Origin of the sequence: uncultured Victivallis sp. (assembly GCA_944389935.1) — a bacterium.
Taxonomy (GTDB): domain Bacteria; phylum Verrucomicrobiota; class Lentisphaeria; order Victivallales; family Victivallaceae; genus Victivallis.
The window spans coordinates 1-21762 of record CALXOE010000057.1 but is presented as its reverse complement, the minus strand read 5'-3'; the positions used below and the strand labels follow the sequence as shown (position 1 = coordinate 21762).

Genomic DNA, 21762 nt, shown 5'->3' with positions numbered 1-21762 from the left:
CCCCCTGCCTCCCACGACCTGGTAACGAGAAAAGCGGCATTTACGCTGATCGAGCTCCTCGTTGTAATTGCGATCATCGCGATTCTCGCATCGATGCTGCTGCCGGCGCTGAGCCGGGCGCGGGAATCGGGCCGCAAGGCGACCTGCACCGGAAATCTCAAGCAGATCGGCACCGCGCTGGCACTCTATGCCCAGGATTATGAGTACTATCCGCCGTCCAGACCGTCCAAGGCGGACGGCGCCTGGTGCAACGCCTGGAGCTGGGTGCTCATGCCCTATCTCGGCATGGACAATACGCGGACCGATGACTGGACCGCCGCAGCCAAACGGCGCGAAAGCGGTGCGCTTCACTGCCCGTCCAATCCGTTCAACGACAAGAATCTCGACCGGATCAGCTACTCCATGTACGGATTTGGACCGCTGATCGCGTGGTACGGCTGGACGGAGTGGAAGCCGTGCGGAGGAACGGGCGGAAATTCGATCGATTTTCATGTGGTCAAACCGACTTCACGGGCGAGGACCGACGGAGGTGTCGGCGTGTTTCCGCAGCCATCCAACACGGTTTTCGTCGGAGAAATGGGATTTTACGCCGGAGCCGCCGGAAACGATTATGCGTTCCAGAACGGCACTCAGCTCTGCAACTATACGGATTCCACCAAGGGGGATCCGGGATTTGAATTTTCCTATCGGCACAACAGCCGGAAAAACATCCTCTGGTTCGACCTGCATGTGGCCGACATCGGGGTCAACGGAGTCAACAGCGCCGGCGTGCGTCTGTAAGGGGGTTGATATCCGGAAAAATCATGGTATTTTAATTGAGATCGGATTTGAGGATGCAGCAGACAATGGCGATGGAGAAACAGCGTACCAGAAAGGCCGGCATGGCCAGGGAGTGGATTGCCCGGGAAATCCGGATCGGCAATTTCACGCGCGGCTCCGTCCTGCCTCCCGAACGCAAACTTGCGACCCAGATCGGCGTGAGTTATATGACTTTGCGCAAGGCGGTCAGCTCCCTCGTGGAAGATGGATTTCTCGAGCGGGTCCACGGCCGGGGAACTTTCGTGAGCAGCGAGATCCCCGAGCAGAAGCTCCAGAAAACCCTCGGGCTCATTCAGCCCGCCTGGTCGGCGCCGGAAAATCTCGACCTGGTCATGCACTTTTCCCAGGCGTGCGAAGAGGCGAACTGGCAGCTCAAAGTCGTCCATGTCCGGAACTGGGAGGACCGCGCAATCCCCGATCTGCTGAAAAGTTGCGACGCGCTGGTGTTGACCATGATTCAGCAGGCGGCCAAAGTGCCGCGCAATCTCTGCGACCTGCTGAAAATGTCCCCGAAACCGGTCGCGGTGGTCTGCGCCGACGCGGACTGGATCTGCCGGGACACGGTCTACTACCGGAACGACGAGAGGATGGAGGAACCGTGCGACCGCCTCTATGAACTCGGGCATCGCCGCATCTTCCTCGTGGATCAGCTGATCTGCGAAAACCACAAACTCATCTCGATCCATCCGAGTCTGCGCGGATTCGGTGAAGTGTTCCGGGCCAGATATCCCGATATCGAATACAACACGACGATGATGGCGCTGGAAATCCCGTTTTTCCGACTCGCACATCATGCGATCCGGCAGGCATTCCACGAGCACAGACGCGAAATCGCCGGATATACGGCCGTAGTCTGCCCGTTGAGTTTCTACTGGGCGGTGATGGCGGGACTGCGGGACATCGGATTCCGCGTGCCGGAAGATATGTCCGTTCTGACTTTCGGCGACCGCCAGGAGTCGGAATTCTACTGTCCGCGCCCGGCCGCGTTCACGCCGGAACTCCGCGATCACGCATTCCGCACGCTCGAGCTGGTCCGCTGGCGCGTGCAGAATCCGGACGCTCCGCCCCGGACCATTCAGGCGGCGGCCCATTTCGCCGAAAACGAGACGTTCGCACCGGCCCGCCGGTGACGGTTTTTATTCCATACATTTCATTCAGCCACTCACTCAATCAGGAGAAAATTCCATGGGGAAGTATGCTCTTTGCGCCCTCTTTGCCGGGCTCGCCGTTCTTCTTCCGGCCGCTGAGCTGCGGCCGCTGCCGTGGTCGGAGGCGACCAATCGCGCCGCACGCTTCAAGGCCAACACCTCCGGACACATGACCATCACCGACGACTCCGCCGAAAAGGCGGTCCGGTTCGACGTCAAATTCACGCCCGGAACCGATTTCTGGGCCTACCCCTTCCTGCATCTGGAAGACTCTCTCGCCGACGTCGAGCAGATCCGTTTTGAATACAAGGCGCAGCCCGGCCATCCGGAGCGGAAAATCAGAAACGCTTACGTCATGTTCGGCAGCGAACAGCCGTATTATGCCATCCCCCTGCCGAAATCGGACCGGTACACGCAGATCGTCATCGACGTGCCGGAATCGGTCCGGAATCCCGCCGGCGTGCGGGATATCCGCATCGGCATGAATCCGCGCGACCCGGAACTGACGTTCTTCATCCGCAATCTCGAATTCCTGACCTCGAAAGAGATTGCCCGGACGTTCGATACGGCCGACGCCATCGCGGTCCAGGCTCCCGCCGCAGCTTTCGTGCAGGGCGAGAAGCTCGAATTCCGCCTGAAACCCTACGCCGCCGTCACCGCAGACTGGAAACTGCGCAACTGGCGACGGGAACTTCTGCGTGAGGGATCGTGGCCCGAAAACGGCCGCGGAACTCTCACGCTGCCGCAGCTTCCGAACGGCTATTACACGCTTGAAGTCAGCTCGGACAAAGCGTCGTTCGCGGGGAGTCGCAGTTTTGCGGTGGTCCCCGATCCCGCGAAACGTCCCGCCAACCCGGAGATGTTCTTTGCGATCGACTCCGGCCAGAGCTGGCTCGCCCGGCCCGACGCGGCCAATTTCCGGCAGCCGCCGAACGCCTATGAAGTTGCAGCCGAAGCCGCCCGGCGACTCGGCGTTCAGATGGTCCGCGAACGCATGAGCTGGGGCGACGTGGAGTCCACCCCCGGAAAATTCGACTGGAGACAGTACAAATACAACGCCGATCTGCTCGCGGCGCGCGGCCTCGGCGTCTCCGGAATCTACCACTCGGCGCCGGGTTGGAGCAAAAGCCACACGACCCATCTGCCCGGCGACCTCGCCGCCACCTGGCGTTTCGCCAAAACCGCCGCGGAAACGTTCCGCGGGGCGATGAAGAACTGGGAATTCTGGAACGAGCAGGACATCGGATTCGCCCCCGAACCCGCCTGGGATTACGCCTCCGCCCTGAAAGCCGCCTTTCTCGGCTGCAAGGCAGCCGATCCGGAACTCTCCGTCGCGATCGGCGGTTACGCCTATCTGCCGACCGCCTATGCCGATACGGTCATGAAAAACGGGGCCGGCGACTACTTCGACATCTTTAACATTCACACCTACTCCCCCATCCGCGAATATCCCGCCATGCTCGAGAAAATCCGCGAACACATGGCGAAAAACCACATCGCCGACCGCCCGGTCTGGTTCACCGAAAGCGGTTGCCGTCTCGAGGGATCCGGACGGCTGGACAGCTACATGAAAGGGTTGAAGATGCACGACCCCGATCAGGAGCTGCTGATCGCCGAATTCATCCCGAAGATGATGATCTCCATGCAGATGCTCGGCGTCTCGAGGGATTTCTTCTTCGTGCTGCTCCCCTACAACGAAAACGACGGGAAGAAAGATTGGGGCCTCATGCGGCGCGACTTCACGGTCAAGGCCGGATTCCCCGCTTTCGCCACCCTCGTCGACCAGCTCGGGAACGCCGAACCGGAGGGGGAAGTCGCGCTCGGCAACGGTTTGAAAGGCTACCTCTACCGGCAGAAAGACAACAGCCGGACTCTGGTCTACTGGAGCTGTTCCGAAATCGACGCCGGAATTCAGCGCCCCGACCTCACCGCCGCGGAGGAGTACGAACGGAAATTCCGGCTGCCGCGCTCCGGGAAATACAGCGGAGTGGATCTCTTCGGGACTCCGTTCGAGATTGACGGGCGGGAGGTGACGGCGGTCCGTTATCCGCATTTTCTGCACAATGTCAAGGGATTTTCCGTGAGTGTGCCGTTCCGCAAGCCGGCGACGGCACGCCCCGCCGACCGCGCGGATTTCGATAAAACCATCCTCTTCCGCACCGAACTTTCGGATGATTTCACCGTATTCTCCGCCAAAGACGGCGCGGATGTCCGGAAAGAGAATGCCCGCTACAAACTCCAGGTGTGGAATCTCTCGGACCGGGAGAAATCCGGTGAAATCCGGATCACCGGCGGTAAAATCGACGGTCTGCCCGGAACCGTGACCGTCCCCGCGTTCGGCAAGGCGGAATTCGACCTCACGTTCACCCCCGAATTCGGCCCGGACTTCAAGACCGAACTGCGCACGACCGGCGTGTTCGAGGGGAAGAAAGTCTCCCCGCACGTCATCCCGCTGCAGAGCGTGAAAGAGATCGCCGCAGCCAGCCGTAAAGTGGAGCTGCCGCTGATCCACGATCCCGTCAACTGGCGCAAAAACGCCTCGGGCCGCATGGAGATCACCTACGACGCGGCGGAACAGGCGCTCTGTTTCCGAACGGTCTTCCCGCCAGAAGAGGAGGGTCTCTGGGTTTATCCGGAGTATGTGCTGCAGCTGCCGCAGGAGTCGCTCGCCGGAGCGATCGGCATCGGATTCGAGATGAAAGTCTCGAAAGCAGACGCAGTCGCCCAGACGATCGTGATGGCGGTCCGGGACAACGAGCCGGACGCTTATCTGCGCATCCCGGCTCCGACCGAACAGTGGGAGGAGCGTTTCGCGCAGTTCCCCGCCGACGTCGATCCCGGCAAGGTGAAACTCCTCCGGTTCGGCATGAATCCGAGAATCCGTGACATCACCTACTGGATTCGCAACATCCGGATTTATTACGCCAGGTAACTTTCCGGGAAGGGAACGGGTTCAACCGTTCCCTTCCTTGCCGGGAGATTCCGGACTTCACTCTCCGATCACTCTTTTCCACGCACGATTACATCGACGAAATGAGGTTGAGATCGCCACTTCAAACCGGAGATGACCGGTGAGAAACGCCACCGGGAGCTCCCGGATTCACTTTCCCTGCCAGATCGACGGAAAACACCTGACGTTTTCTCACGGCTTCCGCCGCCGGACTGCCAGTCGGATCCCTTCGCCCGCCACGACAACGAAAAACAGCCAGACCGGAATCGCAAAAACAAGGATTCCCCCCATCTCCTCAAGCCGACTCCCGTAAAAACCGAATGCGGCAGCCGCTTCATACAACAGCAGACAATACACCGAAATCCACCACCTCCGGGCGGGCAGTGCAACGGCTGCAACATGCGCAATTCCGATAAGCGCAAAGAGAACTGCCGCCAGCCACAACTCTCCGTCCACGCTCCGGGAACACAATCGGGTACTCAGCCAGACTGCTGCGGCAAGAACCACCGGTGCAGGGAATACGCATACCGGCAATTCTCTCTGCCAGAATCGGGAATGCCGTTCGCCCCTCCTCATCCGCAATCGCTCCATCCTCGGGATCGCTCGCAAACACTCTGCAGTTCCATCCCATCTCCTACAATGAATCCGGCACTCACCCTTATTCAGCATCCTGCAACTGTTCCAGAGCCTCCGCTGCATCCGCATCTCCCTGCGCCGCCGCTTTCCGATACCACTTCGCAGCTTCCGCAAAATTCTGCGGCACTCCCTGCCCTTCCGTATACATAGCACCAAGATTGTACTGTGCGGATGTTTCTCCCTGCTCCGCCGCTTTCCGGTACCATTTCGCGGCTTCCGCATTATCCTGCGGCACTCCTGCGCCTTCCTCATACAGACTGCCGAGATAACATTGCGCGGGAGCGTTTCCCTGTTCCGCAGCTCTCCGAAACCATTTCGCAGCCTCTGCATAATCCTGCGACACTCCTTCGCCGGAAAAATACATCACGCCGAGATAACACTGCGCGTCCGCGTTTCCCTGTTCCGCAGCTCTCCGAAACCATTTCGCAGCCTCTGCATAATCCAGAGGGACTCCTTGGCCGAAAAAATACATCATGCCAAGCTCCTTCTGCGCGTCCGCGTCTCCCTGCTCTGCCGCTTTCCGATACCACTTCGCAGCCTCAACAGCGTCTTTCGGCACTCCTTTCCCATCAGCATACACCACGCCAAGATTGCATTGTGCTATCACATACCCCTGCTCCGCCGCAAGGTGAAAGTACTTCGCTGCCACCGTATAATCCTGCGGAACTCCCTGGCCATTCGCATACATCATCCCAAGATTATTCTGTGCATACGCACGCCCCTGTTCCGCCGCTAAGCGATAAAGCTTCAGTGCCTCAGAATAATCCTGTGTAACTCCCCGGCCATTCGCATACATCACCCCGAGATTGTATTGCGCGTCCGCGTTCCCCTGTTCCGCAGCCAAACGATACCATTTCACCGCCTCAGCAAAGTCCTGCGGAACTCCATGGCCGTTCGCATATACCGTCCCGAGATTATTCAGCGCCCCTGGATGACGCTGTGCCGCCGCAAGGCGGAGATATTTCAGCGCTTTCGCATAATCCTGCGAAACACCAATTCCGCTCAGATAAAGCCGCGCAAGATTCAACTGCGCAGTCGCGTCGCCCCGCTCCGCCGTTTTGCAGAACTCCGCCAGTGCGGCGGTGAATTCCGGTTGTTTCCTGAACTCCGAACCAGTCGCCTCAAGAGCTTTCCCGGCAGAAGCAAACTCCTCATAATTTTCCGCCTCCGCCATTGCCCGAACCAGTTGCGGAATCGCGGAATATCCATGCCGCGCAAGTTCCTCATATTTTCCGAAACGTTCCTCTTCAGCTCCGGAAATGCGGAATGTCAACGTCAATACCAACAGGCCGAACAACAATAATTTCCTGCACATCACCCGAAAATCTTTCCTTTTTTCTTCTGCAACTGTTCCAGAGCCTCCGCAGCATCCGCATCTCCCTGTTCCACATCATCCTGCGTCATCCCTTCGCATTTCGACTTCGAATCGCCCGTTACTCCAAAATAGCACAGATTCGGAAGATTGCAATCAAACCGCTTTTGACCGGTCTCCATCCATCTCCGGCTTTCCCGGGGGCCGGCTGTTCGGAATGTATGATTCGAAAACGAGCGTTCCTCAAAAAAAACTCCCGCCCCGGACGAGCGCCGGAGCGGGAGGTTCTTTTTTCCGGAATATTCCGGGAGAGTTACAACAGCACCCCCCAGCCGAACTCGTCCGGATTCTTCGAGCGGCCGATGCCGCCCATCCATTCGATCCAGCGGACGCGCCCCTGACCGTCGTTCTCATTCACGAGGAACGAGAAGCGGAAGAGCGTGCCGGAACAGTCGGCGATGCCGAGTTTCTCCAGCGGCAGCGAAACCTCGTAGAGCGTGACGTTCCCGGTGCGTTTCACGCTGACCGGCACTTTCCACTCTCCCGCCAGCGCGGGATCGGGCACGACGGACGCATAGGCCGCCGCCCGGCCGTCCGCGCCGGAGAGCGTGATCTCCGTGAACGCGCCGTCAAGATTCTGGAACCCGATCTGAATGCTGTCGTCTTTCCAGCCCTCTTCGGGTCTGGAGGTCATCACATGCCGGTCGTCAGTCACCCGCGCCACGATCCGCAGCGCGCCGTTCTCCCGGGTCATCGAGAGGTCGCACGAGAGATCATCCGCCCCTTTCCAGCGCGGAATCGCCGGATCGAACGTCAGCTCATGAACCCGGTCGAGCGTGTCAAGCACAAGATGCGCCGCCGCTTTCCGCCCCGCGGCAACGGGGTAGCCAACATTCACCGCCAGCGGCACCGTCAGAGAGAGTTTCTCTTTCCCCGCTTCAAAGGTCACCGTCCGTTCACTCGAGAAAATCCCGTTCGACGCATCCTCCGGAACGGCCATCGGAATCGACAGAACCCGCGTCCCGCCGGCGGCGAGCTCAACCGGCGCCATCCCCGTGACCGTAATCCGGACCGGTTCCGGGAACGGATTCCGGACCGTCAACGGCACCCGCACGCGGCTGCCCGCCCGGGCGCCCGTGATCTGTTTCTGCTCTGCCACCGCGGCAGCCATTCGATAGGCTCCCGCCGGATAACTCACGTAGGTGGGCTCTTCCACCGGGATGGTCACGCAGGGGCCGTTCATCCGGGAGCTTTTCCCGAAAATTCCGGCGACGGAAACTTCCCCTTTCCCCTCCAGAGAGAGGAGCTGACGGGTTCCCGCCACTTTCGGCCAGAGCACCAGAACTTCCCGGTTCGCCTTTTCATCGATGAAGCGGTAGATCTCCAGAGCGCCCGTTCCGGTCAGCAGTTCGCCGCGCCCGGTGTTCCCGAGCTGCCGGATCAATTCATTATAGGCAACGAACGACGGTTTCGGCCGGTTGTCGCTCGTGACAAGCCCGAACGAGTCGTCCGCCTCGAAGTCCATGTCCCAGTAGTCCTGCAGCGTGAACCATGTGTAAAACTCCGTATGGCGGCTCTTCGCGTAGACGATCTTCTTGACAAGCGTCACGGCATGGCGCTTGATCGTGTCGATCGTGTATCCGCTGCGGTCGCCGGTTTCGGTGTTGCAGACCGGCAGATCGACTCCGGCCTCATCGAGCCACTTCTCCAGCAGCTCCTGACGCTCGACGTAGTTCATGAGACTCCCGTGCGCATGGAAGCAGGCGACGTCGTAAAGTCCCTTGCCGCGGGAGTACATGTCGCGCGAGAAATTCTTCTTCTCTTTCGGATGGATGATCGTAACCCCGCCGGTCGCGATCCGGATCTCCGGAGCGTTCGCTTTCTGGGCGGCACGCACGATCTTCAGCGCATCGAGATAGCCGTCGAGCGTCCCGATCAGGAATCCGAGATCCGGCTCGTTCCAGAACTCGAAATACTGCACATTCGGATAGCGGCTCAGACATTGAAACACTTTGTCCATATGGCCTCGGAACGCCTCCGGCTTCGTGGGCAGTCCGCGCCACAGCTCTTTCTCCTGCGTATAGGCGGGGACACCCTCGGTGTACGAGACACACGCGATCATGCCCGCATCGCGATTGCCCCGGAGGATCTTTTCGTACCCCTCGAAGTTCGTCACCTCGCCGTTGTCGAGGCGGTTGCCGGTGATGCCGAGCCGCTCGATGTCGAATCCGGCCTGCTTCATCCATTCATAGTGGAGCGCATTCTCCGCCTCGCAGTTCCAGATCGAGGTATCCTGAATGCCGAACCACATCGGGTGCGAATTCTTCCGCCCGTTGTTCGGGTGGAACACCGCGATCCAGTCCGTGTAATCGCTGCGGACTTTGCCGGATGTGAATTCGATGGTCATCGGGTAGCAGCCGATTTCGAGCGCCGGGAGCGGCACGTCGAGCACCGCGCTGCCGAACGGCTTGACGGAAACCGGAAACGTTTTATCCATCACCACCTTGTCGCTCCAGTCGAAGAGGCGGCAGCGGACATTTCCCTCCACCAGTCCCGACGAAGCGTTGCGGAAACGGTACGAGGTTTTCCCCGGTTTTCCCGGCGCAGTCGCGAGCGGCGAAAGCACCGGGCGGATCGAGATCCGCCGCCGTCGGCTCACATCCCCGGTCATGGCGATGTCATCGACGAGGATGTAACCGCTGCCGGAAACGCCCTGCGCCTCAAAATGAACTTTCGCAAGTTTGAACGGGCCCGTGAACTTCTTCGCGGCCTCCCCGACTTCGGAGCGGCAGCGCCGCCAGCCTTTCCCCGAAAACGCGACGGGCACGGTGCGGAACTGTTTCCCCTCGGCGTCCTCGAGCGTAAACGAGAAACTCCCCGTCACGCCGCGTGGATCGACGTCGAGTTCCACGCCGTCGGCGAACACCTCCGGCTGCCCCGCTTTCGCCCGCAGGAAATCGAGCGCCCCTTTCTGCGCGGGATCGGCGAAGTGAAACAGCAGCTTCCCCGCATAACCGTCATCGCGCGACGCATCCGGCGTTCCGCCGAGACAGAGATCGGCGCCGAACCACTTCCCCGGCGTCACATTCCGGACTCCGTTGGTCCGCCAGGTTCCGACGTCGGAGAAGTCCTCCACGATCAACCGGTCGGCCGCTCCGACCGACGTACACAATGCGGCCAGTGCGGCTGGAATCCACAGACGCGTCATTTCGCCTCCACCGGTTCAATCTCGTCGATCCACTCCGCCGAGAGCGGGGACGCATAGACGCGGATCTCATCGATCTGCATCTTCTGCGCCGAACTCGCTTTGAGCCGCCCGATCATCAGGCTCTGGAACGCATCGAGTTTCGTCATCGGAGAGTTGCGGTCCGCCGTTTTTCCGTCGACAAAGAGCGTCACTTTCTTCGTCTTGCCGTTGAAGACGATCGCGACATTCGCGTACTCACCGACCGTGACCGGCAGGTGGCCGGACGCCATGCCGGTTTCGAGCTTTTCCGGCCCCTTGGCCCGTGAACCGATTCCCTTGGACGTGAAGAACGGCGTAAGGACCAGCTGCGCCCAATCGCCGGGGGTGACCGCATTGACCAGACCGAAGCTGAAAAACGGCTCGTTGGCCGGCGCATTCAGATACTTGATCCGGCACCAGATCGTGCCGCCATCGGCGAGCCCGGCGAACTTCTCCGACGCCGAGTTCACCGCGTCGCTGAAAAGAATCACGCCGCCGCCGAGCGTCACCGAACCGTCCGCGTTGCGGGTGAAACTCGGATCACTGCCGATGGCGCTGCGTTTGAGCACCAGCCCGCCGACATCGTCGGTCAGACACGTCTCCTCACTGGAGCTGTCGTTGAAACTCCAGCGCGCCAGCATCCCCTGCGTGAAATCCGCCTGCGCCGAAAAAACTCCCAGCACCAGCGCCGCCGCCATCATTCCGCTTTTCTTCATGATCTCTGATTCCTCTCTGTTTGTTTACGGCAGGGTTAAATAATATCCCACCTGATTGTAACCGACCGCCGTCACGTGCATATCGACGGCAAGCACGTTGTCCCTCCCGTTGTGACGGACCGGAGAAAGACTGTCCGGATCCATATTGTACAAATACGAAGAATTCGGCAGCGACGCTTCATTATATCCGGCATCGATCGCCAGCAGGATTTTTGAAAAAGCGACATTCCGGTATGCCCCATTGTTCATCCCGTTGATCTTGCTGAGTTTGACGCCGTCAGAGCGGGTCGTCGTATAATCGAACGTATTGGTCCGGTAGGAGACGATGTTTCGCTGGTTCGACGGACAGAACATCACGCACCCCGGGCGCTGCCCGTAAATGGCCTGGTTATATTCGTTCGTCACGGCGTTACCATCGTACCCGATGTAACTCCTCAACCGATACTGCCAGCAGTTCAGCGGCCACGCCAGATCGTTGCTGATGGAACGCCCTACGGCGATGTGATCGTCGAAATCCCCGGCGTACTGGGTCTCGGCCAGCCCGATCTGCTTGAGGTTGTTCATGCAGCTGCTTCCGCGCGCCCGCTCCCGCGCCTGATTCAACGCGGGCAGCAGCATCGAGGCCAGAATCGCGATGATTGCAATCACCACGAGGAGCTCGATCAATGTAAAATTCTTCTGCGAAACACCGAGACGGATTCCAAATGTTTTCATATTGCCACTTCCTTTGGTTGAGAGGTGAGTTTTTTTACAGATTTACGTTCGACGACGACGGGAGAAACTTCCACGTGACCGGGCAGTTCCATCCGATGCCGCAGCCGGTCTTCGATGATGTCGAGAATGTCGCAGGCCATTTCGCTGCGCGGAGTAAAGACGCTTGTAAGAGCGTACTCCTCTCCGAAGCTGTTGCCAAACCCGAGCACGCTCAGATCCTCCGGGACCCGGATTCCGAGCTCGTGGAGGGCCTTGAGCACCCCGAAAGCGCTCCCGTCGCTGACCACGAACAGCGCTGAAATATCCGGAATGCCGTTTCGGAAATGTTCAAGGATATACCGGTATGCGTTCTCCGAAGCATCTTCCCCGGCAACAGTTTGACAGTCGAAAAGCTCCACCCGGCAGAGGTTGGTCCGCGCACTCAGTATAAATCCTTTCACGAGTTCGTTGACCGAAAACAGATGGGGCTCCGAAAAAAGCACTCCGAGTTTCCGGTGACCGGACTGATAAAGGTGGTTTGCCGCCACGACACCCGACTCGGAGTTGTTGCCGCAAACATAGCAAATGTCCTCCACCCGGACGATTGAACGACTGATCACCACCGGGACGCAGCAGCGATGAATCCGTGTAATCTGCTCCAGGGAAAGAAAATCGTTGGAGAGCCCGTCGATCACAATCGCATCCGCTTTAAAATCGTTCAATTTCGAGCAGATGTCCTCCTTGAAACAGAAATGGCGCAATTCAAAACGCATTCCTCGACGCAAAGACTCATCGCGCAAAAGTTCGATCATTTCAGCGATGCTGCGACTTGGCCAGTCATTCGCCAGCAGCAGAATTTTCGGCGGAGTTTCCGCCGTTGAACGCCGCACGAATGTGCCGCGCCCGACGAACGATTCGATCAGTCCGAGCTCGCGCAGCTTCCGCACCCCCGCAGTCACCGTCGCCTGACTGACGCCGTACTCTTCCATGAGGCGGCGAACCGACGGGAATTCCGCCCCGTCGGGCATCGATCCGATCCGCGTTCGCAGCAGCCGGAACAGCTCGCTGCCTTTGTTTTCGCCAAGCATCGCGCGTCTCCTCAGTGTGTCTATCATCGATACACTCTGCCGATTTTTCCAGTTTTTCCAATTTGGCAAAACGGGAAAAACGGAAGTGTGTCTATTCTCGATACATTTTAATTATACCACATTCGGTGATCAAAAACAATATGCAGAATAAAAAAAAATCGATTTTTCCGGAAACCGGGAATGGCGACGCAATATGGAATTTACTGTCGGATATGCTTCACCCGAGTCCACACCAGGGAGGCCAGTGTCATGGAAAGAGACCATGACTTTCCCCATTCGTCTTCCATCGTGCCATCTCGAAAAATGCCGGAAGATCAACGGACTCCCGTGAAAAAAACGTTCCGAATTGTTGCGGGACGGCGATTGTCGCGCTATATTGATTTCAGAATGCAGGAAAAGAACCGTTCCGCCACCTCTCCGGCAGCGGAGAAACGGAGTGAATCATGAGTACGACAATCGCCTCCCCGTTCGGGAATCCGGCACATTCCGGCAGATTCCCGGACGTCATCCCGTCCCCGGTTTCGAGCCCCGGGGAGCGGAAGCGCTCTTCTGCGACAACCGCATTTTTCCGGTGCCGCGGCGAAAACGGCTCACGGCGGAGTTCCGAGCTCCTTGAACCTGTCCAGATAAAACCCTGCTCAAACTGAGGAATTCACCATGTCTCTACTCTGGAATCGTCAAACCGGCGTCGTACGCCGGGAAAGCTGCATGTTCGCCGGAACAGACCACGCCCGGCTGCTGTTCCCCGCCGCCGAACTGCTCCGGATCAGCTGCCCCGCCCTCGGGACGGAGTATCTGCCGGGACGCGACTGTACTCTCTCAGACGACGGCCGGACGCTGAAACTCCTGCCCGACTCCCGGATTCCCCGCCTCACGGCGCGGGAGCTCCACCCGAAAGAACCCGAGGCTCGTTTTTTCCCCGCGCCCGACGCCGACGCAATCCGCGGTGGTGTCGACGGACGCAACCTCCGCTTCGACAATCGCAGCTTCTTCGCCCGCACCCAGATCGAAGTGGACTACCGGAGCTGCGGCATCGACTTCCGGGCGGAACTTGAGCCCCAGGAAAAGCGTCTTCCACGCTGCCGCGCCCGGCTCGAGCGGCGCGAATTGCTGAATATCACGGTCATCGGCGACAGCATCAGCGAGGGATACAACGCGACCGCCTTTACCAATTCTCCGCCATTCGAGCCCGCCTATCCGGAGCTGGTCCGCCGAACCTTGTCTGAACGGTTCCAAACGGCGGTCGAACTCCGCAACCGCGCCATCGGCGGAACCGGCTGCCGGCAGGCCGCAGACATCGCGGATTCCTGGCTCGGCGACCGGCCGGATCTGCTGATCGTCGCCTACGGAATGAACGATTTCTCCCCTCTCTCCGCGTTGGAATTCATCAGGACTCTCGCGGAGATCCGCGGGCGCTGCCGCCGCGTTTCACCCGAAACGGAGTATCTCTTCATCGCCTCGATGAGCGGGAATCCGCAATGGATTCCGACCCGGCCGGGGCCGGACGCCGAGTTTGCCGCCGCCCTGCGGGAATTCGTTGCGGGCTCCCCCGCCGACACGGCTCTGGCCGACGTGCATAAAGTGTGGGGCAAGATTCTGGAACAGAAGAGTTTCTACGACCTGACCGGGAACGGTGTCAACCACCCGAACGACTACGGCCACCGGATCTACGCAGGCGTGCTGCTCGCACTGTTCGATCCGCAGGAGAACTGCTTCTGACGGGAAAAGCTTGACAAAAACGTCTCGAGATACTATCTTTAAAAAAAACGCTATGGGGAGAGAAATTTGAGCACAAATCCGAAAATCCTGATGATCGAGGACGATCCCTCCATCTGCGACATGACGAAGATGAATCTCAATATGAACGGCTATCAGCAGGTGTTCTGCGCATTCGACGGCCGGGAGGGGCTTGCGCTCGCGGCGAAGATCGTGCCGGACCTGATTCTCCTCGACGTCATGCTGCCGGAGATCGACGGGCTGACGGTCTGCCGCTGCCTGAAGAACACCCCGGAACTCGCGTCGATCCCGATCATCATGCTGACCGCGAAAGGAGAGGAGAACGATATCGTGCTCGGGCTCGAGATGGGCGCGGACGACTATATCTCCAAGCCGTACAGCAGCAAGGTTCTGGCGGCGCGGATCGCGGCCCGGCTGCGCGGCCGGAACACCCCCCGGCCCGAGAGCCGCACCGTGACACTCGGCGCGCTCGACATCGACTTTGAAACGCATTCGGCAAAGATCGGCGGCGAGACGATCCCCCTGACGCCGGACGAATTCAGCACGCTCGCGCTGCTCGCCGGCGCACCGGGGCGGGTTTTCACCCGCAATCAGATCATCCAGAAAGTCAAGGGCGACAACTACCCGGTGACGGCGCGCGCGATTGACATGCACATCGTGAATCTGCGCAAAAAACTCGGGGAGTGGGCGGATCACATCGAAACCGTCCGCGGCATCGGCTACCGGATCGCGGCGGAGCAGTGAGCGGGAAAAATGGCCAGGCGCGATTCGGTTCTGCTCTTCATTCCGGCGCTGATCGGGGGAATCATCATCGTCTCGATCTTTCTGCTGGATATTCAGCTCGCGAACTTTCAGGAGACCTATTTCCGCGAGGTCGCAGACGAAACCAAGCGGAACAACTACTTCCTCGTGCGTTTCTGCAAGGAACAGCTCGAAGCGGGCAACCTCGAGAATCTGCGGAGACTCTTCCGCAGCCGGGGGCCGAATCCGATGGTCGCCAAGATCATCGCCCGAGGCAGGGGGCTCGTGGTCGAAACGGAAAATTCCCCCGACTATCTGGCCGAACACCTTCGCAGTCCGGTCGTGCGCGGAATCTTCCGCCAGAACGAGCAGGAGGATGTTCTCGTCAAATATGATGAATCGCTCAAATCTTTCATGATCTACCACTCGGCTCACTTCCGGGCGGGAGGACAGGAGTATCTGCTGCTCATGGCCGCGAAGTGCAACAGCATGACGATGCTCATGCGGCAGACCCGGCGGAGCATGATTGTTCTGACTGTGCTCGGACTTCTCTCGGCCGTGGTTCTCATCGCCTATTTCATCTATCTTGTGCGTTCGCCGCTGAACCGGCTTTTCGCGAGCATGTCGAAGATCGCGGCCGGGGAACTCGAGTCCCCGATCTACGTTCCGCGCTACGGCCTTGTACGGGAGATCGCATTGTGTCTGCAGAGTCTGACTGAACAGCTGAAGAAACAGATCGTCTCACTGCGCGACGACGCCAGCGAACGCAAGGCGATCTTAGACGCCATGACCGAAGCGATTCTGCTCATCAACCGCGAGGAGCGGGTCGAGCGGTGCAACCGGACCGCCTGCCGGCTCTTCTACCCCGGCGCGGATCCGACCGATCCGGGAACACCGGAATGCCCGGCCGAACTCCTGGAACTCATCCGCTCCACGGATGACTCCGGGCTCCGTTCCGGGGAGTTCCGCATCCGGTGCGGCGAAAAAGAGCTGCAGATGCTCGCCAATACAGTGGCTTTTACGAGGGACGGCTGCCGATATGTGCTCGTCACACTCACGGACCTCTCGGACATCCGCAAGCTCGAAGCCGACCGCACCGAATTCATCGCCGCGATCTCCCATGAGATGAAAACCCCGCTGACCGGCATCGTCGGAGCCGTCGACGCAATCAACAACGGCGCCCTCGACAACGAGGAGTACAAAACCCGCTGCATCCGCACGTTGACGCTGCAATCGGAGCGGCTGCACGCGCTGCTTCAGAATTTTCTCACACTGAACGCGCTCGAAACCATGCGCCGCGACGGGGAGAACGACTTTCTGCCGGTTCAGCCGCAGGCGGTCATCCGCAGTTCCGTCGACGTCTGCCGGCCCGACGCGGAAAACGCCGGAATCACTCTCGTGGCCGGCGAGTGCCCGACGCTGGAATTTCCTGGGGACGCGCTGCTGCTGCAGCAGGCGCTGAACAATCTGATCCGCAATGCGATTCTGCACAGCGGAACTTCCCGGATTGAAGTTTCCGCGCAACTTCTTCCGAACGGGGATCTCGACTTCCGGGTACGCGACTACGGATGCGGCATTGCGGCGGAACATCTCGACCGCATCTTCAAACGGTTCTACCGCATTCCCTCGAGCCGCAGCAAGCAGAACGGGAACGGCATCGGGCTGGCGATCGTCAAACATGTGGCGCTCTATCACGGCGGAAGCGTCTCGGTGGAGACCTGCCCCGGCGAGGGAGCGTGCTTCCATCTGCGGATTCCGACCGGAGCGTAACCGCGCCCCCACGCGAAACCGGAATTGTCTCACCTCAATCAGTATTTTGTCAAGATTCTGTCAAGGTCGTTGCAAGCGGCTTTCCACATGCTATTTTATAAAATAGGGTATTACATCTAACACGGGGGAAAGAAACGGATGTATCAACGCTTGCGCTTTTTGTCGTGCATCGCCTCGGTCGGGCTTCTGCTGGCCGGCTGCGGAGAGGCAGAGAAGAAATCGATTGCGGAACGCGAAACCCGCGTTACGCTTCAACCGCTGGAAAAACGGGTGTTCCGGCATCAGATTCCGGTACAGGGGACCGTTTACCCGGTGGAATATGCCGTACTCTCGGCGAAAATCAGCGGAACGCTTGAACTCCTGAAAGTGGACGAGGGGGATGTCCGGAAGAAGGGAGATGTGCTTTTCGGGATTGACCGCCAGATTCTGAAAAATCAGGTTACGGTCCGCGAGGACGAGATCAAGGTCAAGCAGGCCGAACTCGAAAGTGCGAAACTCGCGTTGCAGAGCGCGAAGATCCTCGAGGAAAAGGCGACACTCGACTACAAGCGGTTCCTCTCGCTGTGGAGCTCGAAAGCGACCAGCCAGAGCGAATTTGAAACCTACGAAACGAACTATAAAAAGGCCGAAACCGACGTCAATTCCGCCCAGGCCGCGATCGTGAACGCCGAGGCGCAGCTCAAGCAGGCCGAGGGGAATCTCGTCATCGCCAAAAAGAATCTCGACGACTCCATCGTCCACGCGCCGTTCGACTGCGTAGTCACGGACAAATACGTTGAAGAGAACGAATACGTCGTGACCGGGCAGAATATTCTCCGGCTCGAGAATCCCGGGGAACAGGAGGTGATCTGTTTCATCAGCGCCGGTTATTACGATCTGGTCAAAGCCGGCAGCACACCGGTGATCTTCGCGCTCGACGGAGTGGAGAAGGGACGGGGCGTCGTAACCTACAAGGCACCGAGCATCGACCCGGAAAGCCGGACGTTCAAGCTCAAGGTGCAGGTCCCGCAGGAGATCCAGCTTGTGAGCGGCACATTGTGCGACCTGAGCATCGTCCTCGAGGAAAAGGAGGCCTACGGGCTCCCGGCGGATGCGATGCTGCTGCGCGCGAATGACCGCTACATCGTCTACGCCATCGACAAGGACAACCGCGCAAAGAGCATCGACGTTGTGCGCGGCATCGTCGACGGCAAATACTGCGAGGTGGTGAACGCGAACGATCTCTTGAAAGAACGCATCGTAGTGACGGGTCAGACTTTTGTGAACAACGGTTCGCTGCTGCGGCCGATCAACGCGGAATGACGGAGAAACTGCCATGTTTTTAAGCAAATGGTCCGTCCAGCGTCCGATTGCGATGACGGCGCTCATCATCGTTCTGGTGATGATCGGAATCAGCCTCTATCCCCGGCTCAGCATCGACCTGCTGCCGAACATGGAGATCCCGACTGTTCTCGTGCGCTGCGAGTACGAGGGGGCGAGTCCGACTGAAATCGAAGTCGAAATCGCCAAACGCATCGAGGATGCGGTCTCATCGCTGGACGGGATCAAGCACATCACAAGTATGTCGATGGAGGATGAGGCACGCATCCAGCTCGAATTCAACATGGGCACGGACGTGGATATCGCCGCGACTGAAATCCGGGAAGCACTGAACCGCATTCGCGAAGACCTCCCCGACGGCGCGAACGAACCGACGATCCGCAAGATCGACACGAATGCGACCACGGTTTCTCAGGTGTTTCTCGTCGGCGACCGCACCCAGGATGATCTTTACGACTACGCCGATGACGTGATCGCCGACCGGTTCGCCTCCGTTCCCGGAGTCGGAGAAGTGCGCGTCTACGGCGCGAACGAGATGCAGATCCACGTGCTGCTGAATCGGGAAAAGCTCACGGCGATGAATCTTTCCATCAACGACGTCGTCTCGAAACTGCGCGAGAACAACGTCCGCGAGCCGCTCGGGCGCATCCAGTTCGACAAGGGCGAAAAAAACGTCACGTTCGATGGCGACTTCAAGGATTTTGAGCAGATCAAAGCGCTGGAAGTCGGGAAATTCAAGGACAAGCGCGTCTACCTGCGCGATGTTGCGGACGTAAAGCTGATGAGCCGGGAGGTGCGCAGCAAGGCCTATGTCAACGGTCAGCCTGCCGCCCGGTTCAAGATCGTCAAAAAAGGCGAGGCGAACGCGATCGAAGTGATCCGAGGCATCCGTCAGCGATTCGACCAGATGGTTGCGAACGGCGAACTGCCGACCGGGATGGAGCTCTTCTGGTTCACCGACTCGGGAGCTTTCATCCAGGCGTCGGTCGACGATGCTTGGAGCAGCATCATCACGGGCATCATTCTGACGGCGGTGCTGCTGTTCCTCTTCCTGCACGAACCGAAATCGACTTTCATCGTCATGGTATCGATGCCGATTTCGGTGATCGTGACGTTCGCGGTGATGGTGTGGTTCAACTACTCGTTCAACATCATGACGCTGCTGTCGCTCGGGTGTTCGGTCGGCGTTCTGGTGACGAACTCGATCGTCGTCATTGAAAACATCTTCAAGCACATCGACAAGGGAGAACCGATTAAAACCGCTGCCGAACGCGGCACGGGGGAAGTTATTGCGGCGGTCTCGGCCAGTGCGCTCACGAACGTGGTGGTTTTTGTTCCGGTGATGATGATGACGACCCGGATCGGCAGCATGATGGTGCCGTTCGCCGGGGTGATGGTCGGAGCGACGCTGGTTTCGCTTTTCATCAGCTTCACGTTGACCCCGATTCTCGCATGTGTGCTGCTGAAGCAGAAAAAACGGAATAAAGCGAATGAACCGGAGAAGAAGAGCCTGCTGCAGCGCATGTTCATACCGTGGGATCTCGGTTACGACTGGCTCTGCCGGAGATTCGACCGCTCCATCGAATGGACGGCGCGCCATCCGATTCTGCTGATGGCGGTGGTGGTGGCGCTGGCACTTTCGACCGTGTTTTTCATTGTGCCGAAGGTGGGGTTGTCATTTCTGCCGTTCTGCGACCAGGGGGAGATCCGGATCAAACTCGAGTTTCCGACCAACTACAATCTTGAGACGACCGACAAGCTCATCCGGGAAGCGGCCGATCATCTGAAAAAGTTCGACTTCATCCGCGGCATGTCGATCACGATCGGCGACTCGGACGGTGGTTCCGGGCAGGTGAATTCCGCGGTCTACCTCGGGCAGATCACGTTGAAAACCTCGGAAAAATTCGAGCGGGAGGAGACGATTTACGATCTGCTCGCGCAAGTACGGGAAGAGCTCTCCTACCTCGACAACTGCCGTCTGACATTGTCGATTCCGTCGACGTTCGGCGGCAGTGGCGCGGAGATCCGCTGCGTGATGAACGGTAATGATCTTGAGGTGCTTGAGAACGCCGAGATGACCGTCATGGAAAAACTGCCGACCCTGGGCATCACGCGCGATCTTGATTCGAGCCGCCGTGAACGCAAGCCGAACATCAACATCACGCCGCGCCGGACCGTGCTTCAGAATCTCGACATGTCGGCCAACGAGTTGTATGAATATCTGCTCGGGTCGCTGGACGGCATCGAAGTCGGGGATTTCCGCAGCGGCACGCGCACGTTCGACATCCGGGTGAAAAACGCCAAGGAGTATGGGGAAGAGCAGCTCCGCCAGGCGGCTCCCGCGGTCAAGGAGAACAACCCGCTCGGAACGGAGGCTCTTGCGGAAATCACCGAGGACACCCGTCCTGTGGTCATCAACCGCTACGACAAGATCCGGACCATGTGGCTCTACGCGAACACGGCGCCGGGGATGGCGCTCGGCACGGTCTCCCAGACGATCGGGGAAATCGCGCTGGAGGCGCTGCCGCCGGGCTATGGCGTCCGAATGAGCGGGAACGTCGAACTCATGAATGAGACGGCCCGGGAATTCGGTCAGGTCATCATTCTGGCGACATTGCTGACCTATCTTCTGATTGCGGCGATCATGGAGTCCTGGACGCGCCCGTTCCTGATCATGTTCACGGTTCCGCTCGGATTTCTCGGCATGTACGCGACGCTGTGGGCGACGGGGATGTCGATGTCGCTCATGGGGCTGCTCGGCGGCGTGATGATGATCGGCATTGTGGTGAACAACGCGATCCTCATCATGGATGAGTGTGCGACGCTGGTCAAATCCGGCGTAACGACCCACAAGGCGATGTTGCTGGCGACGCAGTCGAAATTCCGGCCGATCGTCATGACGAGCATCGCGTCGGTTGCGGGGATGCTGCCGATGGCACTCGGGACCGGGCTCGGGTCGGAGTTGCGTGCGAGCTGCGGTGTGGGGGTGGTCGGCGGACTTTCGATCGCTTCGCTGCTGACACTCTATGTGATTCCGGCACTTTATTTCATCTTCGTTCACGATACGGCAAAACCGAGGCGGCACCGTCTGCGCCGACTGCTGCGGCGTCTCCTCAGAAAGGAGAAGAAAACCGTCTCCGCATGACGGGATAAACGAATCGGGGGAATTGTCCATCAGAATTCTCCGGAACTGCGTCGGGGGGCTGCAATTCCGGAAAGGGGCGGAATATCCGCTTCTTCACGGACCCAAAACCAGGGAAAACCATCATGGGAAACAGCTTCTCCGACCGGGGTCGGTCTGCGCACGACGCGCTCTCCGCCACAAACGAGTGTTCTGCATGCGGTTCGGCATCGACCGGCACGCCAACCAGACATCACTTTATCCGCGTCCGACGCGGCGTGGAATCGATGTCCACAAGAGAGGGGTTCGAGGGAGAGAAAGCGACTCACAAGAGCGCGTCTCTCCCCGTTCCAATCAACCATCAAACATCCCTCCATCGGCCAATGACCGCCCCGCAACCCATTCCGACGCCCGGCAGTACAAGAGAGGGGTTCGGGGGAGAGAAAGCGGCTCGTAAGAGCGCGTCTCTCCCCGTACCGACCATC

16 protein-coding genes are annotated in these 21762 nt (G+C 59.1%); 10 read left to right on the top strand and 6 right to left on the bottom strand.

Features of this window, described 5'->3' with window-relative positions; all coding sequences use genetic code 11:
* The first annotated feature begins 18 nt into the window (after positions 1-18).
* Genes Q0J85_RS13785 through Q0J85_RS13775 form a run of 3 tightly spaced genes read left to right on the top strand, consistent with a single transcriptional unit; the run spans position 19 to position 4899 of the window.
* Complete coding sequence (locus Q0J85_RS13785; RefSeq protein ID WP_367274666.1) at positions 19-780, top strand: DUF1559 domain-containing protein; 762 nt, start codon at positions 19-21, stop codon at positions 778-780.
* A 53-nt stretch (positions 781-833) separates the two neighbouring features.
* Complete coding sequence (locus tag Q0J85_RS13780) at positions 834-1949, top strand: GntR family transcriptional regulator (protein ID WP_294482693.1); 1116 nt, start codon at positions 834-836, stop codon at positions 1947-1949.
* A gap of 55 nt (positions 1950-2004) precedes the next feature.
* On the top strand, positions 2005-4899 hold the full coding sequence (locus Q0J85_RS13775; protein ID WP_294482691.1) for a hypothetical protein: 2895 nt from the start codon (positions 2005-2007) through the stop codon (positions 4897-4899).
* A gap of 210 nt (positions 4900-5109) precedes the next feature.
* Here Q0J85_RS13775 and Q0J85_RS13770 read toward each other — a convergent pair whose 3' ends face one another.
* From Q0J85_RS13770 to Q0J85_RS13745, 6 genes are all read right to left on the bottom strand, one after another.
* Positions 5110-5373, bottom strand: a complete 264-nt coding sequence (locus tag Q0J85_RS13770; RefSeq protein ID WP_294482690.1) for a hypothetical protein — start codon at positions 5371-5373, stop codon at positions 5110-5112.
* A gap of 202 nt (positions 5374-5575) precedes the next feature.
* Positions 5576-6850: an SEL1-like repeat protein gene (locus tag Q0J85_RS13765; protein ID WP_294482688.1), complete on the bottom strand. Its 1275-nt coding sequence runs from the start codon at positions 6848-6850 to the stop codon at positions 5576-5578.
* A gap of 328 nt (positions 6851-7178) precedes the next feature.
* A complete protein-coding gene (locus Q0J85_RS13760) occupies positions 7179-10073 on the bottom strand; it encodes a hypothetical protein (protein WP_294482686.1) in 2895 nt (964 codons plus the stop codon).
* Complete coding sequence (locus tag Q0J85_RS13755; RefSeq protein WP_294482685.1) at positions 10070-10807, bottom strand: LamG-like jellyroll fold domain-containing protein; 738 nt, start codon at positions 10805-10807, stop codon at positions 10070-10072. The genes Q0J85_RS13760 and Q0J85_RS13755 overlap by 4 nt, the downstream gene beginning before the upstream one ends.
* A 24-nt stretch (positions 10808-10831) precedes the next feature.
* Positions 10832-11521, bottom strand: coding sequence for a DUF1559 domain-containing protein (locus Q0J85_RS13750; protein WP_294482683.1), 690 nt, complete (start codon positions 11519-11521; stop codon positions 10832-10834).
* Positions 11518-12588: a LacI family DNA-binding transcriptional regulator gene (locus Q0J85_RS13745; protein WP_294482681.1), complete on the bottom strand. Its 1071-nt coding sequence runs from the start codon at positions 12586-12588 to the stop codon at positions 11518-11520. The genes Q0J85_RS13750 and Q0J85_RS13745 overlap by 4 nt, the downstream gene beginning before the upstream one ends.
* Before the next feature lie 436 nt (positions 12589-13024).
* Between Q0J85_RS13745 and Q0J85_RS13740 the strand changes: the two genes are divergently transcribed.
* From Q0J85_RS13740 to Q0J85_RS13710, 7 genes are all read left to right on the top strand, one after another.
* Positions 13025-13204 carry a hypothetical protein gene (locus tag Q0J85_RS13740; protein WP_294482678.1) on the top strand — a complete coding sequence of 60 codons (180 nt, stop codon included), beginning with the start codon at positions 13025-13027 and terminating at the stop codon, positions 13202-13204.
* Positions 13205-13245: 41 nt separating this feature from the next.
* On the top strand, positions 13246-14307 hold the full coding sequence (locus Q0J85_RS13735) for an SGNH/GDSL hydrolase family protein (RefSeq protein WP_294482677.1): 1062 nt from the start codon (positions 13246-13248) through the stop codon (positions 14305-14307).
* Between the two features lie 66 nt (positions 14308-14373).
* Complete coding sequence (locus Q0J85_RS13730; RefSeq protein WP_294482675.1) at positions 14374-15069, top strand: response regulator transcription factor; 696 nt, start codon at positions 14374-14376, stop codon at positions 15067-15069.
* A gap of 9 nt (positions 15070-15078) precedes the next feature.
* A complete protein-coding gene (locus Q0J85_RS13725) occupies positions 15079-16836 on the top strand; it encodes a sensor histidine kinase (protein ID WP_294482673.1) in 1758 nt (585 codons plus the stop codon).
* Positions 16837-16974: 138 nt separating this feature from the next.
* Positions 16975-18138, top strand: a complete 1164-nt coding sequence (locus Q0J85_RS13720; RefSeq protein ID WP_294482672.1) for an efflux RND transporter periplasmic adaptor subunit — start codon at positions 16975-16977, stop codon at positions 18136-18138.
* Positions 18139-18151: 13 nt separating this feature from the next.
* Positions 18152-21301: an efflux RND transporter permease subunit gene (locus tag Q0J85_RS13715; RefSeq protein ID WP_294482671.1), complete on the top strand. Its 3150-nt coding sequence runs from the start codon at positions 18152-18154 to the stop codon at positions 21299-21301.
* 122 nt (positions 21302-21423) lie between these two features.
* Positions 21424-21762, top strand: a 339-nt coding sequence (locus Q0J85_RS13710) for a hypothetical protein (RefSeq protein WP_294482667.1), incomplete at its 3' end; no start/stop codon positions are given.

Coding starts and splice junctions, on each gene's coding strand:
- Q0J85_RS13780 (WP_294482693.1), top strand. CDS start 834: ATGCAGCAGACAATGGCGATGGAGAAACAGCGTACCAGAAAGGCCGGC.
- Q0J85_RS13775 (WP_294482691.1), top strand. CDS start 2,005: ATGGGGAAGTATGCTCTTTGCGCCCTCTTTGCCGGGCTCGCCGTTCTT.
- Q0J85_RS13760 (WP_294482686.1), bottom strand. CDS start 10,073: ATGACGCGTCTGTGGATTCCAGCCGCACTGGCCGCATTGTGTACGTCG.
- Q0J85_RS13755 (WP_294482685.1), bottom strand. CDS start 10,807: ATGAAGAAAAGCGGAATGATGGCGGCGGCGCTGGTGCTGGGAGTTTTT.
- Q0J85_RS13750 (WP_294482683.1), bottom strand. CDS start 11,521: ATGAAAACATTTGGAATCCGTCTCGGTGTTTCGCAGAAGAATTTTACA.
- Q0J85_RS13745 (WP_294482681.1), bottom strand. CDS start 12,588: ATGCTTGGCGAAAACAAAGGCAGCGAGCTGTTCCGGCTGCTGCGAACG.
- Q0J85_RS13735 (WP_294482677.1), top strand. CDS start 13,246: ATGTCTCTACTCTGGAATCGTCAAACCGGCGTCGTACGCCGGGAAAGC.
- Q0J85_RS13725 (WP_294482673.1), top strand. CDS start 15,079: ATGGCCAGGCGCGATTCGGTTCTGCTCTTCATTCCGGCGCTGATCGGG.
- Q0J85_RS13720 (WP_294482672.1), top strand. CDS start 16,975: ATGTATCAACGCTTGCGCTTTTTGTCGTGCATCGCCTCGGTCGGGCTT.
- Q0J85_RS13715 (WP_294482671.1), top strand. CDS start 18,152: ATGTTTTTAAGCAAATGGTCCGTCCAGCGTCCGATTGCGATGACGGCG.